Origin of the sequence: Bradyrhizobium sp. 190, assembly GCF_023073415.1 — a bacterium.
Lineage (GTDB): Bacteria > Pseudomonadota > Alphaproteobacteria > Rhizobiales > Xanthobacteraceae > Bradyrhizobium.
In genome coordinates this window covers 160,247-174,834 of sequence record NZ_JADPJL010000065.1, presented here as the reverse complement: position 1 = coordinate 174,834, position 14,588 = coordinate 160,247, and the positions used below count along the sequence as shown (strand labels likewise).

Annotated in this window: 18 protein-coding genes; 9 read left to right on the top strand and 9 right to left on the bottom strand. The window is 59.5% G+C overall.

Translation table 11 applies throughout. The annotated features are described in order from the left end of the window. Positions 1-17: 17 nt before the first annotated feature. Both IVB22_RS32735 and IVB22_RS32730 read right to left on the bottom strand, forming a co-directional pair. Positions 18-794, bottom strand: coding sequence for a cyclase family protein (locus tag IVB22_RS32735; RefSeq protein ID WP_247521288.1), 777 nt, complete (start codon positions 792-794; stop codon positions 18-20). Positions 795-842: 48 nt separating this feature from the next. Further along, on the bottom strand, positions 843-1,826 hold the full coding sequence (locus IVB22_RS32730) for a fumarylacetoacetate hydrolase family protein (RefSeq protein WP_247521287.1): 984 nt from the start codon (positions 1,824-1,826) through the stop codon (positions 843-845). An 87-nt stretch (positions 1,827-1,913) separates the two neighbouring features. On the opposite strand from IVB22_RS32730, the gene IVB22_RS32725 reads away from it, so the two are divergent. From IVB22_RS32725 to IVB22_RS32705, 5 genes are read left to right on the top strand one after another with little or no spacing between them, the layout of a single operon-like run. Continuing rightward, on the top strand, positions 1,914-2,837 hold the full coding sequence (locus tag IVB22_RS32725) for an ABC transporter substrate-binding protein (RefSeq protein ID WP_247521286.1): 924 nt from the start codon (positions 1,914-1,916) through the stop codon (positions 2,835-2,837). Positions 2,838-2,848: 11 nt separating this feature from the next. After that, entirely contained in the window at positions 2,849-3,547 is a 699-nt protein-coding gene (locus IVB22_RS32720) for a GntR family transcriptional regulator (RefSeq protein WP_247521285.1), read from the top strand. 4 nt (positions 3,548-3,551) lie between these two features. Further along, complete coding sequence (locus tag IVB22_RS32715; RefSeq protein WP_247521284.1) at positions 3,552-4,355, top strand: ABC transporter ATP-binding protein; 804 nt, start codon at positions 3,552-3,554, stop codon at positions 4,353-4,355. After that, complete coding sequence (locus tag IVB22_RS32710; protein WP_247521283.1) at positions 4,352-5,116, top strand: ABC transporter permease; 765 nt, start codon at positions 4,352-4,354, stop codon at positions 5,114-5,116. The genes IVB22_RS32715 and IVB22_RS32710 overlap by 4 nt, the downstream gene beginning before the upstream one ends. Further along, positions 5,113-5,880, top strand: coding sequence for an ABC transporter permease (locus IVB22_RS32705; RefSeq protein WP_247521282.1), 768 nt, complete (start codon positions 5,113-5,115; stop codon positions 5,878-5,880). Before IVB22_RS32710 ends, IVB22_RS32705 begins: the two co-directional genes overlap by 4 nt. 343 nt (positions 5,881-6,223) lie before the next feature. Here IVB22_RS32705 and IVB22_RS32700 read toward each other — a convergent pair whose 3' ends face one another. Then, a complete protein-coding gene (locus IVB22_RS32700; RefSeq protein ID WP_247521593.1) occupies positions 6,224-6,448 on the bottom strand; it encodes a hypothetical protein in 225 nt (74 codons plus the stop codon). A gap of 73 nt (positions 6,449-6,521) precedes the next feature. After that, a complete protein-coding gene (locus IVB22_RS32695) occupies positions 6,522-7,181 on the bottom strand; it encodes a CAP domain-containing protein (protein ID WP_247521281.1) in 660 nt (219 codons plus the stop codon). A gap of 224 nt (positions 7,182-7,405) precedes the next feature. Between IVB22_RS32695 and IVB22_RS32690 the strand changes: the two genes are divergently transcribed. Together IVB22_RS32690 and IVB22_RS32685 are read left to right on the top strand one after the other, a co-directional pair. After that, a complete protein-coding gene (locus tag IVB22_RS32690) occupies positions 7,406-8,665 on the top strand; it encodes a site-specific integrase (protein ID WP_247521280.1) in 1,260 nt (419 codons plus the stop codon). A 129-nt stretch (positions 8,666-8,794) separates the two neighbouring features. Next, positions 8,795-9,505 (top strand): toll/interleukin-1 receptor domain-containing protein, encoded by a 711-nt coding sequence (locus IVB22_RS32685; RefSeq protein WP_247521279.1) that lies wholly within the window; start codon positions 8,795-8,797, stop codon positions 9,503-9,505. Between the two features lie 559 nt (positions 9,506-10,064). Here IVB22_RS32685 and IVB22_RS32680 read toward each other — a convergent pair. Beyond that, a complete protein-coding gene (locus tag IVB22_RS32680) occupies positions 10,065-10,340 on the bottom strand; it encodes a hypothetical protein (protein ID WP_247521278.1) in 276 nt (91 codons plus the stop codon). Here IVB22_RS32680 and IVB22_RS32675 point away from each other — a divergent pair. Continuing rightward, complete coding sequence (locus IVB22_RS32675) at positions 10,333-10,596, top strand: hypothetical protein (RefSeq protein ID WP_247521277.1); 264 nt, start codon at positions 10,333-10,335, stop codon at positions 10,594-10,596. The genes IVB22_RS32680 and IVB22_RS32675 overlap by 8 nt on opposite strands. Positions 10,597-10,930: 334 nt before the next feature. Next, positions 10,931-11,290, top strand: coding sequence for a Rap1a/Tai family immunity protein (locus IVB22_RS32670; protein WP_247521276.1), 360 nt, complete (start codon positions 10,931-10,933; stop codon positions 11,288-11,290). Between the two features lie 330 nt (positions 11,291-11,620). Here IVB22_RS32670 and IVB22_RS32665 read toward each other — a convergent pair whose 3' ends face one another. From IVB22_RS32665 to IVB22_RS32650, 4 genes are all read right to left on the bottom strand, one after another. After that, positions 11,621-11,845 carry a hypothetical protein gene (locus IVB22_RS32665; protein WP_247521275.1) on the bottom strand — a complete coding sequence of 75 codons (225 nt, stop codon included), beginning with the start codon at positions 11,843-11,845 and terminating at the stop codon, positions 11,621-11,623. Positions 11,846-12,253: 408 nt separating this feature from the next. Next, positions 12,254-12,769: a hypothetical protein gene (locus IVB22_RS32660; protein WP_247521274.1), complete on the bottom strand. Its 516-nt coding sequence runs from the start codon at positions 12,767-12,769 to the stop codon at positions 12,254-12,256. Continuing rightward, positions 12,766-13,746 (bottom strand): hypothetical protein, encoded by a 981-nt coding sequence (locus IVB22_RS32655; protein ID WP_247521273.1) that lies wholly within the window; start codon positions 13,744-13,746, stop codon positions 12,766-12,768. Before IVB22_RS32655 ends, IVB22_RS32660 begins: the two co-directional genes overlap by 4 nt. Further along, the gene (locus IVB22_RS32650) at positions 13,746-14,579 is read right to left on the bottom strand and encodes a TIGR04255 family protein (RefSeq protein WP_247521272.1); all 834 of its coding nucleotides are present in this window, start codon (positions 14,577-14,579) and stop codon (positions 13,746-13,748) included. Before IVB22_RS32650 ends, IVB22_RS32655 begins: the two co-directional genes overlap by 1 nt. Positions 14,580-14,588: the final 9 nt, after the last annotated feature.

Genomic DNA, 14,588 nt, shown 5'->3' with positions numbered 1-14,588 from the left:
GTTGTCGCCTGCCACCTTCAGCCGTCGAGGATGGCGACCGCCCGGGTCCAGCCTGCGGATGCGCGCTCGATCTTCACCGGGAAGCACGACACCATGAAGCCGGTCGACGGCAGCTGTTCGAGATTGTGCAGCTTCTCGATGTGGCAATAGCCGATGTGGCGGCCGGCCTTGTGACCCTCCCAGATCAGGCTGGCGTCCCTGGTCTCGGCGTATTTCTTCGCGGTGTAGACGAACGGCGCATCCCAGCTCCAGCCGTCGATCCCGGTCAGCCGCACACCGCGCTCCAGCAAATACATCGTCGCCTCATAGCCCATGCCGCAGCCGGAGGTGACGTAATCCTGCCTTCCATATTTGACGCCGGCGCTGGTGTTGACGACGACGATCTCCAGTGGCGACAACGTATGCCCGATGCGCTCCAGTTCAGCTTCGACATCCTTGGCGGTGGCGACATAGCCGTCCGGAAGATGCCGGAAGTCGAGTTTCACGCCCGGCTGAAAACACCATTCCAGCGGTACCTCGTCGATGGTCCATGCACGCTCGCCGCGATTCATGGTGGGATGGAAGTGCCAGGGCGCGTCCAGATGCGTGCCGTTGTGGGTGGAGAGCGATACCTGCTCGACCGCCCAGCCCTGCCCGTCCGGCAAATCTTCCGCCTTCAGCCCGTCGAAGAACTGCAGCATCCGCGGCAGACCCTGCTGATGATCGATGTACTGGATGGTCGGGTGATTGCCGGGCGGATCCGCCGGCACGTCGTTTTGCAGGGGAACGGAGATATCGATCAGTTTGCGCGCCATGGCGTTTCCTCGCTGGATGTTCTTATTGGTATCGTCGCTGGAAGCAGACTATTGCCGCTCGACCCGGTTCTTCAACGTGCCGATCTTTTCGACTTCGAGTTCGATGGTATCGCCGTGCTCGAGATACCAGCCGAGTTCGAGGCCGCAGCCATTGCCGACGGTGCCGGATCCGATGAATTCGCCGGGCATCAGGGTCTCGTCCTGACTGACATGGGCGATGATCTCCTCGAACGAGAATAGCATGCCCTCGCTTACCCCGTGCGAGCGCCTCTCTCCGTTGACGCGCGCTTCCATCTTCAACTTGTAGGGATCGCCGATCTCGTCCGGCGTGACGATCCACGGCCCCATCACGTTGCCGCCGTCAAAACTCTTACCTTTCGCCGGCCCGAGCCGCCCTTCCATTTCAATGCGCTGGGCATCGCGCGCGGAAAAGTCGTTGAAGATCGTGTAGCCGAAGATGTGATCCGCGGCCTTGGCGGCGGAGATGTTGGCACCCTTGCCTTTGGTGATGATGCCGAATTCGAGTTCGTAGTCCATCACCTGGCTGTAACGCGGCCATTTCACCGTGGTGTTGGTGCCGCGCACGCTGAAACGGTTGGTGATGTAGTAGATCGGCTGCTTGCGATAGACCTCCGGCAATTCGCCGAGCGGTTCGGCCTCGATCCGCGCCAGCTCCGCCATGTCGCCCTTGGCGCGCGCGGCGAGCTTGAGCTGTCCGCGCGGGGCTTGCAGGATGTGCAGCGGGAACGACATGCCGTCCCGCATCTGCCGCGGCTCCGGGACCGGCGCGAGAATCTCGGCTGTCTGCACCGGTACCGACAAGCTCTCGTCCTTGCCGTGCTTGTCGAACACCTTCGCTGCCTGTTCGAGCGCGCCGCCTTCGGCATCAATCAATGCCAGCATCGATGCGAAGGCCGGATTGGCGCTTCCGCTCCGGCTAGCGGCCGCTGCGAGATCGAACATAAGCGTATCGCCGGTATGCACGATTCCGATCTTTTCCTGTCCGCCGGATTTGAATGTCGCGAGTTTCACTGGATGCCCTCTTGTTTTCCGATGAAATATATGATCAAAAAAAATATCGATAAACAAGACAGAAAAATGTGTCATGGGGAGATCGTCGTGAAAGAGGTCCTTGCCGCCCTTGCGGTCAGCGTGGCGCTGACCGGCACCGCCTTTGCGCAAGCCAAGATCCAGGTTGGCTGCACGGCGACCTCGGACTGCGCCTCAGCGATGGTGGCCATCGACGAAGGCATTTTCAAAAAGCACGGGCTCGAGGTCGAGATGACGCCGATCGGCATCAATTCGAATATCCCGGCCGCGATCCTGTCGAACTCGATCCAGATCGGCGGTCCGACATCAACCGTGTTCCTGCAGGCGGCCGACGGCGGCCTCGATCTCGTCGCGATTGCCGGCGCAACCGTCATGAGCCCGGTGACAAATGGCAACATCACCGCCTTTGTCCGCAACGGCATCACCATCAAGGAGCCGAAGGACTTTGTCGGCAAGAAAGTCGGCGCGCCCGGGCTGAACGCCTTCCTGCACGTGCTGTTCGTGAAATGGCTGGTGGAGAAGGGCGTCGACCCCAAGGGCGTCAATTTCGTCGAGGTCACCTTCCCGACCATGTCCGACATCATCAAGTCGGGCGGCGTCGATGCCGTGCTGACCGCCGAGCCGTTCGTGACTCGCATGACCAATGCCGGACTGGGCTCGGTCGGCGCGCGCTATGCCGTCGAACTGGCACGCACCGATCCCATCATCTTCTATGCGGCGTCGCGCGAATGGGCGGAAAAGAACGCCGCGGCGATCAAGAAATTCCGCGATGCGCTCGCCGAATCCGCCGCCATCGTCAACAACGACCGCGAAAAGGCGTCGACCTCGATTTCGAAATTCACCAAGCAGCCGATCGAGCTGGTCAAGGCGACGCCGCCGAACCGCTCCGAACCGGCGCTGAAGCCCGAGCAACTCGCCTGGTGGATCGAGGTGATGTCGACGCAAAAGATGCTGCAATCCAGGCTCGACACGTCGAAGCTGGTCCTGAAGTAGAGGATTTCGCGATGCCGGCGTCCGAGCGCCAACCGAGCCGACCGTCGGCAGAGGCCGCCACGCTGAGCGAGCGCGCGGCCCTGCTGGTCGAGCAGGACATCCTGGCCGGTCATCTGGCGCCGGGATCGCGACTCGGCATCGTCGACCTGGTGCAGCGCTATGAGATCGGCGCCACGCCGCTGCGTGAGGGCCTGTCGCGGCTGATGTCGCGGGGGCTGATCGTGGGCACCGGGCAGCGCGGCTTTCGCGTCGCCGACATCAGCCGCGAGGATCTGCTCGACATCACCACCATGCGCACCGCGATCGAGATCGAGGCCGTCAGGCTGGCGATCACCCACGGCGATGATGCCTGGGAGGCCGGCATCGTCAGCGCGTTGCACCAGATGCGCCGCCATATCGAGCGCACCGGCGATGAATTCCGCGAAGGTGCGGAGGATTTCGACCGGCTGCACAAGGGCTTTCATACCGCCTTGTTGGCCGCCTGCGGCTCGAAACGCATGCTATCGGCCCATTCCGATCTCTACGACCAGGCCTACCGCTACCGCCGCTTAATGATGCGCTCCTTCGACAGCGGCAAGAAATTCGTCCGCGCCCACCAGCTGCTCGCCGACCGCGTGATCGCGCGCGACATTCAGGGCTCGCAAGCGATGCTGGCGGCGCATCTGCGCTCGACCATGGATTTCGTCTATCCCCGAGGCAACGAAAGCTGACATCATGGCAAGCGCCGCAAAACGCCTCGAAGCCATATCCGGCATGCCCGCGCCGCAAATCCGCTTTGACGCAGTCACGCTGCAGCTCGGCGGCAAGACCATCATCGAAGACCTCAGCCTGGGTGTGCAGCCCGGCGAATTCCTCTGCATCGTCGGCGCCTCCGGTTGCGGCAAGACTACGGCGCTGCGTCTGGCGGCAGGGCTCTACCAGCCGACCAGCGGCAAGGTGAATTTCGACGGCCAGCCGATGCGCGAGCCGCGCCGCGAGATCGCGATCGTGTTCCAGGACTACGGCAAGGCGCTGCTGCCCTGGCGCACCGCGGCCGGCAACGTCTCGCTGGCGCTGGAAGCGGGCGGCATGCCGTCGGCCGAGCGCCCTGCCCGCATCGAGGAATTGCTGCGCACCGTCGGCCTGCCCGGGCACGCCGGCAAATATCCGTCCGAGATGTCCGGCGGCATGCAGCAGCGCCTGCAGATCGCCCGCTGCCTGGCGCAGGAGCCGAAGACGCTTCTGATGGACGAACCGTTCGGCGCGCTGGACGCGATGACGCGGCAGGGACTGCAGGACGAGGTCCTGTCGCTGGTGGCCGCCAGCGGCGCCACCGTGATCTTCGTAACCCACGACCTTGATGAAGCCATCTATCTCGGCGACCGTGTCATCGGCCTGTTGCCGCATCCGGGCCGGATCGGCATTGAACTTTCGGTCAACCTGCCTCGGCCGCGCGATCAGTTGTCGACCCGCGAGCATCCCGAATTCCTGCGGCTGCGGCGGCAATTGTTCGATTTCATCAAAGCGAGCGAGCATTGACCGGGAATTCCGCCAAGGCGCTGGTGCTGCCGCTCGGCGTGCTGGTGGCGCTCGAAGTGTGGGCGCGCGCGACCCATCTGCAAAGCGACAGCCTGGCGCCGCCGAGCGAGATCGTCATGGCGCTCTTTGGCGCCTTCGCTGATCTCTCGATCCTCGCGGCGACCCGCGACACGCTGTTCTCGGCCTTCACAGGCCTCGCCATCGGCACCATCATTGGCCTGGCGTTCGGCATCGCCTTTGGAATTTTCGATACTTTCAACCGCCTGATGGAAGTGACCGTCGAGGCCATCAGGCCGATCCCCTCGATCGCGCTGTTGCCGATCGCACTGATCGCACTCGGCTTCGGCTATCGCATGGAAATCGTGATCGTGGCGTTTGCCTGCGTCTGGCCGGTTCTGATCCTCTCCCGTGCCGCCGTGCGCAGCATCGAACCGCGGCTGATGGAAGTGGCGCGGGCGCTGCGGCTGCCGCCGGCGCAACGGGTCTGGAAGATCATCATCCCGGCGGCGCTGCCGCGGATCTTCGTCGCCTTTCGCCTGTCCGCCGGCATCGCGCTGATCGTGGCCGTGACAGTCGAAATCGCGATTAATCCGCTCGGCCTCGGCGCGGGCATCATGCTGGCGCAGCAGGCGCTGCGTCCCGATCTGATGCTGGCGTATCTGGTCTGGATCGGCATCATCGGCTACGCGCTGAACATCCTTCTGACCGTGGCCCAACGGCGCCTGTTCGGCCGTGCCGCGTTGAGCGGAGACAGCCCATGAATCGCACGGCCCTTGTCTGGCGTTTGGCGAGCTTCGCGGTTGCCGCCGGCTTCATCGCGCTCTGGCAATTGATCGCCAATTTGAAACTGGTCTCGCCGGTGTTCCTGCCGGGACCTGATAGGGCCTGGGCGGCGCTGGTGCGCGGATTTTCCTCCGGCGATCTCTGGAGCAAGCTCGCGGGCACGCTCGAACACATGGCCTATGGCTGGCTCGCCGCCTCCATTGCCGGTATCGCGATCGGCGCGATCATCGGGTCGTCGCGCACGATGCGGACCTATGTCGCGCCCTCGCTGGAGTTTTTGCGGCCGCTGCCGGTCTCGGCGATCATTCCGGTTGCGATCGCCATGCTCGGATTGACGCAGGCGATGGCGCTGTTCGTGATCGCCTTTGGCGCGATCTGGCCGATCATGCTGGCGACCATCCATGGTTTTGCGGCGGTCGAGCCCCGGCTCTACGAGGTGGCGCGGTCGCTGCAGATGTCGCGGCTCGCGGTGATTTTCAAAATCGCGCTGCCCTCCGCCAGCCCCGACATTCTCGCCGGCATGCGCCTCAGCCTGACGGTGGCGCTGATCCTGTCGGTGGTCTGCGAGATCCTGGCCGGCCTCGACGGGCTCGGCCACTGGGTGCTGCTGTCGGCGCGCTCGTTCCGCTCGGCCGACCTGTTCGCTGGTGTCATCCTACTTGGCGTCACCGGCTATGTGACGTCGGTGGCGATGTCGTTAGCCGAGCACAGGCTATTGGCGTGGCAGGCGGCGCAGCAGTGAAATGGCTACGGCTTGCGACGCATTCTCCGAGACGGGTTCCGGAAGGCGTTGAATCCACTGGGAGCGCCTCTTCGTTCCGAAAGCGTCTCTGCCGGCCTTCCCGATCCACCGCAAGAACGCCCTGGGACTGAAGGTGACGAGCACCTCATGATGCCGCATCCCCTTGCCGCCCTTGACCAGCCCGAGATCGCGGATGATGCAATACGTCCCGCTGCTCATGCGGGCGAACTTCGCACCTTGAAAATGATTGCGCACACGCGACAACATGCGTGCAGCATGCACCCCGCGTCGATTCCGTCAATCTTGACGGCCACCGAATCAACGTCGCCGACGTGCTAAGCCGTCAAAGCGTTGCGTTGTTGCCGCGCTCGCCGATGCGATGCACCTGACCGGTCGGAACTCGCACGCGGCTCAACACCTCCCGACGATCGCTCATCCGCGCACTCGATGGCTCGCGCTGTGCAAAGCATTCAAGAATCTGGATCCGGATTTCCTCCGCGACCGGACCTTCGACCCGGCGCATGCGATTCCAGAGCCGGATTATTTCTTGTTGCTTCTCGACATCCATTGGTCACCTCCGAGGGAATGACCAAAAAGAACATAACGAGAACGATATTGCAAGCGCTAAAGTTGCAACCTTTCTAGAAGCAGATGCTGAGAATCTTCACTCGGCAGGCCTCAGCCGCGCGCGGTTTGGGCTTAGCAGCGTTTGCCTGCTTTGATTCCTTCGGCGAAATCTTTGGCGAGCTCTTCGGCTTCTTGGGACCCTCATAGTCGCCTGCGATCACCATGGCCCAATACATACGACCGGTCTTTGCGCTTTTCACGCTGGCAACACCCACGCGTGTGGCACCGGGCAGCAGGAGGTTTTTTCGGTGCCCTGACGAATTGATCCACTGGTCGAGGGTCTTGGGAAAACCGTCATAGCCGTACGCAATGTTCTCTGCGGCTCGGCCGGCGCCTGCCGGGCTGACACGCGAATTGAAGCGGCCGAGGACATCGTGATCCAGTTGGTCCTTTGCGGCCATCGCCTGGGCTTGATCGTGGGCAATCCGCGTCAGAGTTGCATCCAGCGTGACGCGCTTCTCCCCGTGCTTCAGCCGAAAGTCAGAGATCATCTGCGCGGGATTGGCCGCGGCCGTCTGGCTCAGGACCGTGGTGGCGAAACAAAACGCCAGCCCCAGCAGCAGAGCGTGCCGCGCCAAAATGACTATCTTCGTACCACTCACAAGTTTTCCCCTGCCCCTTCCCGAATTGGGATCGCTGGGAAGATTCAATCCGAAAAAGACGCGGCAAGTCATTGATTTTATTGGTCGGGGCAGCTGGATTCGAACCAACGACCTGCAGTACCCAAAACTTAACAGGTTATTTTCCGGCCGATTCCTTTGGGTGCCGTCCATTGCCGTTTGCCAGCTAACTGATTGCGAAAATTGTCATATTTCGAACATCCCAATTCCGTTGCTTTCCTGTCGTTTTCGCTCAATACATGATCCGGTGGCTACTCGGTGGCTATTCGGAGAAAGCGATGCCAATCCTGAAACTCGGCCGTCGTGCCGTTACCGGCCTGCCCGCTGTAACAAAGCCGACGATATTTTACGACTCCGACCTGACCGGCTTTGGCGTCAAAGCGATGCCTTCGGGTGCTCTATCATGGATAGTCGAATACCGCCCGGGAGAAGGCGGCAGGGGCGTAAGCAAGCGTCGCATGGTGATTGGTACCCCGGCCACGCTCTCGCCTGAGAAGGCCCGGGAAGCCGCTGAAACACTACTTGCCAAAGTGAAACTTGGCGAGGACCCTGCGGCAGAGCGCGGTGCTGCCAGGAAGGCCGAGACCGTCGACGACCTGCTTGACAGCTTTGTTGCTAAGCACCTCGCGCCGAAACGGAAGGCCGGTACCATTCGCCTGAACAGAGGGTACATCAAGAATCACATCAGGCCGGCGCTCGGCAAAAAGAAAGCGAACGCTGTTACGCATTCCGACGTCGACCGCTTGCACCGGAAAATAGGTGAAACGCACTCGGTGACGGCCAACCGCGTGGTTGCGCTGATCGGCACCATCTATGGGTTTGGGCTTAAGACCAAGTCGCTTCCGAAGGGCGCAGAGAACCCGGCAGTTGGTATTGAGCATTTCGACGAGAAGTTGCGCCAGCGATACCTGACCGGCGAGGAACTCCATCGGCTTGGTGATGCAATTCGAGAGGCTGAAACGGTCGGCATTCCGTGGGAGCCTGATCCGTCGAAGAAAACTAAGCACGCCCCCAAGCCCGAGAACCGCCTGACCAAGATCGATCAGCACGCCGCCGCAGCGTTGCGCTTGCTTTTGTTTACCGGCTGTCGATTGCGAGAAATCTTAGACCTTCGATGGTCTGAGTACGACGCTGGGCGCGGCCTGCTCTTCCTGCCTGATTCGAAGACCGGCCAGAAAACAGTCGTGCTCTCTGCGCCGGCTATTGCGATACTCGACGCCCTACCCCGTGTTGGCACCCACGTGGTCGCCAGTGAGACAGCGGGCACGAAGGATGAAAAGCCGCGCGCCGATCTGAACCGCCCGTGGCGGGCCGTACGCAAGCGAGCCGGCATTCAAGATGTCCGAATCCATGACCTGCGGCACTCGTTCGCCAGCGTCGGAGCAGGTTCCGGTCTTGGGCTGCCAATCATCGGAAACCTGCTCGGACATTCACAGCCAAGCACGACGCAGAGGTATGCCCACGTGGCTGTCGATCCGGCAAAGCGGGCGGCGGATATTATCGCCGGGAAGATTGCCGACGCGATGAATGGAAAATAGAAACAGCCCGGCGGGTGGAAAGGGAGGATAACGCACCGCCACCGCTACGGAACCGACCAGTTGCAAGGTATACCTCAATGCAACCTGCTTGCTGATTCGCGAGCCTAGATCCTCAAGGAAATCTGCCCCATGGCTAGATGCACAGCACCGGCACGAGGCCATCGCACTGCGAGCGCTAGAGCGGAATGCCCCGCATGTGGCGGCCGTGGCGGTTACGGCGGCTACCGGGCGTATTCGCCCCCATCGTACTCGCCCCCGTCCTACTCCTCGTCGGGTAGCAGCGGGGGCGGCCGAAGCAGCGGTGGCCGGTCCAGCCGCAGCACAAAACCACGCTGGTCGGGAGCCGGTTCGTCTCAGTTTTACACGCCCGAGGAAGTACGGGCGCTCACCCCAATACGGGACACCGTCGAGAAACGAGCGTCCCTGCCCGACCTACGGCACATCTTTCTGTGCCACGCGTGGGACGACCGGCAGGGGGTCGCCAAGGAGCTGTGCGATCTGCTCGTGGCACGCAATGTCTCGGTCTGGTTCAGCGAAAATGATATTGGCCTTGGCGAGCCGTTTCTCCGAGCTATCGACAAGGGCTTGGCGAAGTCGCGGATCGGGATCGTGCTCGTGACCCCTGCGCTGCTGAAGCGCCTCCCAGCAGCGGGCGTCGCAGACAAGGAGCTTTCGGTCCTCCTAGCGCGAGACCAACTCGTTCCTATCGTGCATAACACAACGTACGAAGCTCTCCGCGAAGTCAGCCCCATGCTCGCGTCGCGAAACGGCTTGGAGACTGCAGAAATGCCGATGGCCGACGTCGCGGCCAAGCTCGCCGAGCTAGTCACCACCCTCTAGCTCTATTGCGGGGTATGGCAGCCCGCCCCAGCTTTGCGGTTGGAGCGGGCCTCGGCGGTGTTTCCACCAGTCAGAACGTTCTACACTGAACCATGCCCGCCAGATTCTGGCAGTTCGTTGTTGTCGGCGCCACCGTAACGGGCGGCGCACTGGCCGCCTGCAAGCTTCTTCCGGCGGCCGACAGCGCCTCAGCTCGCCGCTCGTTGTCTGCCGCCTCCTGTTGGCGGTTAGCCACAAACATGCTCTGACTGCAGTTGGCGTACTCCGGAGTACCCTTCCGGAAGCCAAAGGTGGTGCACTGCTGCTGCGCTGATGCCAATTGTGAAGCCTGCCGCTCGGCCGCCGTTTGGCAACCGGCCAGCGGCAGCAGTAAGGTAAGCAGTAGGATTTTCTTCGTTTCAGTTTCCCATCTAAGAAAAAAGCACAATGGTGAGACAGCAGATCGAGATAAGCAGCAAGACCGTGCAAACACGGGTGCTTGTGCCAGCATCTCCCCCCACTTTAGACAGAAAAGCCCGCCCCCTTTCAGGAGCGGGGCCTCGTCTGCAGTAGAGGCTTGCTACTGGCGCACACCTAGCATGATGATCTCATCATCCGAGGCCCGCTTCTCCCACGCAGAACGTGCGTGGTCTAGCCGCAGCGACCCATCAGGATCGTGGAGCGCGGCCCACCGGCCGACGTCCCCAATACTCGCCGAACATAGGTCAATATATAGCCCGCCGTTGCGGATAATGGGATCGCATCCTTTGGCCTGGATGCACGCGTAGTAGGTGTGGGCGCAAAAAGGCGTGGATTGGTCGATAGAGACGTTGGCGTTGGTGGTGGGATTGTTCATTGATGATGCTCCTGCCCCGGTCATGCGACTATTTACAGACCTGATTTCGTGGTATCATGATTCCATGAACAAAGCAACCATCGATCGAGCGAACCCACAGAAGCGGACCACGGTTACCGGGGAGCCTGTGATGGTCCGCATCCAGCCCGATATGGCCAAGGCCTTAGACGACTGGCGCCGCAAGCAAGACGATCTGCCCGGCCGTCCCGAGGCAATTCGCCGGTTGGTGGAGATGGCACTGAAGGGAAAGAAATGAGCAGCCGCCCACTAACCAAGATCGTGGATTCCAGTCCGTTAGATTCCGGCTACATTTCTTCGACGTTAAGAAATCGCGACCTCCCCGCGCGGCAGAAGATTGAGGAAACGATCATTAATCTTGCATCCGTCTTGGGATTTAAGATTGTTCGGCGAGCGACCGTGCGCGATGGAACCACCATGTATTGTGTCGGCAGTACATTTCACCGAGGATCTAATGCTATCCTCGAATTATCCAGATTGATTGTCACCAAGTTCGGCTAGCGATTTAGTGCCGCCGTGCAAAGATAGTTGCCCCTCGTTGCCGGAGTTGGGGGCCTAAAGGCGAAGTGCAAATGAAACCAGCCACCTTGGCCGCACTGACCAGTATGCTCACGCTTTCCGGTCCAAGCGAGGCAGCGCCCGATGTCGGTAGCGGCAACTACATGCTCCAGCATTGCCAGCATTACATCGCGAACGATCGCTTTGATGTCTGGGTCGGCGAGTGCGGCGGGACCATAGGCACACTGCTGTTTCTCGGAAACGCGTTACCTGAAGGTTTTAAGATCTGCCGCCCCAAAGGATCTACCAAGGAGCAAGCGGCAAGGGTCATTGTCAGTTATATGCAGTCCAACCCTGAGGATCTGCATGAAGACTTTCGAATACTCGCGATGACAGCCTTGAGCAAAGCCTGGCCATGCAAAGTCGTGAGATAGTCACCTAGGTAGGTCATCGCGCCGGTCTGGCCCTCGCCAACCTGAAAATAGGAGTGAAAGCGATGCATTGTGCAGTCTGCGGGAAACCTGCTGAGCCGCTGCCGAAAACTCATGACGGCGATGGTTTCCACTGCGCTACGTGCGGGGATTATGTGGTCTCTGGGACCGTCATCACTTCCAGATGGCTCGAGGAGCGGTCGCCCACCGAGCGGCTGAAAGCGCTGGAGAACGCGAAGCGGCAGGCTCAACCGGGCAAGCTTCCAGTGATTACTACCTACTCGCTTTGATCTTAGCCTGCCGGCCGCCGAGTTACGGCTTGGGCCTCCGCCACTACGTCCCAGTTGATGCGCTGGACTTCGTAGCATTGGCAGCAGCGACAGCTAATGCCCGAGAAAGTGCAAGCGCCTGATCTGCCGTCACCTGAAAATGAACGCCAACAACGCTCGCAATTACGATAGTGATTTCGTCCTCGATTTGCTCGATGGCGATTGCCGCCGACTCGTCGATTTCGATCCGCGCGATCTGTCCCGGGTAATTGTCCCGCTCATTCGCCATCACTGCGCTCCATGGGGGCTAGTTGCTTTCCTTCAACACTGTTTTGCTTGGATCGATCGCCGCCCGTTGCCAATTCTTTAGGTTTGTTTCCAGCGCTACCGCCGCAACAACGCGGTGATCCATAAAACGTCCACCAATCCGGACCGTCCTCACATTATATCCATCGTCATCCAGCGCGAATTGGCACTGATTTTAACGGCTGCGGTGAGTTTAGGCGCGGGCAGATGCAGAACCTGAGTTGCGGCACATCAATAGTTGAGAACGGACAATCCCCGCTCATTGTCGTGGCAGGTCCCCTTGCTCTCGCCTTCCGGTTGCGGATGATTGATGGCCCCCGCGATTCACTTGGTCAGCGATTCGAAAGCAGCTTTAGCCGAATACCACTAGCGCAGATCTCATTGGCTGGTGTTAAGCCTGCCAAATGCGGTGGCGATTAAATAACTCGAGCAGCCCTCGTCTCACCGCCATGAACGTCGGATCTTCATCCGGCTTTAGTAACGCATCAAATCCGAGTTTCTCGCAACCAGCTAAGACGGCATGAGCCGGATGCCTATCTAACTCGGGTCCGCAGTCCGTGTTATCGATTGCGCAAAGCGGGCTAGCGGCAAGCATTCCTCGAACCTCTTTGGCTTTCACACCGAAAATCCAAAGAAGCTCTTGTTGATTAGGCTTGCGCGCATCCAGCACTTCAAGAATCTCAACAAGTTCAGTCCTGGGTGGCTTCAATCTCCAAACGGACAATTCGCCGCTAGCGAGTTCATTCGACCGTATAAGACTGATCCGTGGATTGCCGTTCCGGTCGTGCATTGTGTAGCCCGCACGACACAAAGTCTCTTGATCATCAATCTTTCCTGGAGAAACCGGATCAACGTGCGCTTTTTCCCGCGCGCAGGGGCGCGAGCTTTCCGCAGCGAGGCAGTTCATGAACCGCTCAACAATTTCTGGATCGGCTTGTATGTCTCTATCTCGGACATAATTTTTCGCTCGTCCGAAACTGCATGGCGCCACGGCTTGAACGTCGAAAATTCCTTTCCAAACCCCACGCCGATGACAATTCGGGAATTCGGAATCTCTAGGGCGAACGCATTTTCTTGGTCACGCCACACCAGTGATATTGCGCCAGTCGAATCGTCGATTTCGATCTCCGGAAGAACGGTTAGGGCCGGCAAATATCCGACGATCTGCTGAGCTGCGGCTAGCACGTCGACGCCGGGCAAAATCGAATCAGCAGCACGGGCCATTTCCGGAATTTCAGCCAACCGATAGGCTACGCGCGTCGTTAGATCGGGCGCTCCAACGCTGTCGCGGGGCCATTCTCTTGAATTCAGCCTATGCGTTGAGCCCAGCGCTCTTGAGTACAGGTCATCCGTATTAACTGGCAAATGAATCGGAATCTTCAGCGCTGCCGGCCATACCGACTGAAGAGGATCGCCTGACAATCGGATGAAACCGGAGAAGGTAGTAATTTGCGGTTCGGGCAAGTAGATGCGCGCGAGGTTATGCAAGGCAAGCGGCTCTTGTTCGTGAACTACCGACGAGACCAACAAAACTGGATCATCGCGGCATGCACGTGATGAAATCGCGTTAGCAAAGCTCCCATAGACCGATTGCGCTGAAGTGGGTTCGAATCCAGGAATGGATTCGATCGTATCACCAGGCGGTGCGAGAGGATCAGTTGGCCAAATGTCAAAGTTGATGTCCACATCGAGGTTGCCAGATGCTGCCACGCCGGCGGCAGATATCGACCCGAGCGAGTAATCTGTCTCACCTTCGTCTTCGTGAGGCCACTCAGTGGAGGCCCCCTGGAGATCGTCGAACACTCCATACCGCGCCATGGCGGGCACAGGAGGGCGATATTTGATTGCCGTTATCGATCGCGCTTTGGTTGCAGTATTCAGCATCAAACGTTGACCTTGATTCGCTGTTGCATCGACGGCGTCAGAAGATCTCGCAAAACCGCTTTATTGTTCTGATGCATCTGCGGCATTTCCCTGAGAACTGCATCAACCAAGGCATTCTCCCCTGACGAACCAAAGTTGATTGGTTCAGTCGGTCTATAAATTTGATTATGTTGAATGATTATCCTGATCTGCGTATCGGGAATCGCGGTCAAGCTAGTATCGTCTGTTCCTGTTCTAGCGTCGATATTTAACTGGTTCAGGACACTACCGAAACCAGCCGGACGAGGCATGAACCAGCCACTGTGCGTGTGCCATAATCTGCCAAAACTGAATAAAGCTAAGGGGATTCGGTCATTTCGTGCAAACAATTCCGAATAGTCGGGCTTTTCGTCTGTAGTAGCAAAAACGTCTGCTACATGAAGCGAAATTGCCAATACTCCTAAACCTCTTGCGCTCTCAAGCATTGCAAGCTGACCGGCGACGCCGAGTAAAATATCGCCGGCTTTTGCACACGTCGGAGCCCAACGGGTATAGAGCGTGGTTGTGACGCGAATTTCAGATCCTAAGACGTCAAGCTGCCAGCTGGCGCTTCCATCCGGCCGCTTATGGGAAAACTCAACGCCCCTTGTTATCCGATTAACTGGCGTACCAGTCTGCGGATTGATCTGAACTTCCATCGTCTGGGGAAGGTCAATTGCCGGAAGTTCCTTGCGCCAATCCAGGGAACTTTTAATCAATGCCTCAATGGACGACCACGCTAGGGGTCGATTGAGCGCTATCGCAAAGGTTGCGCTTTGGACAGCGTGATCGTCGTTTATCGGACGAAATGACATTACCCTGCT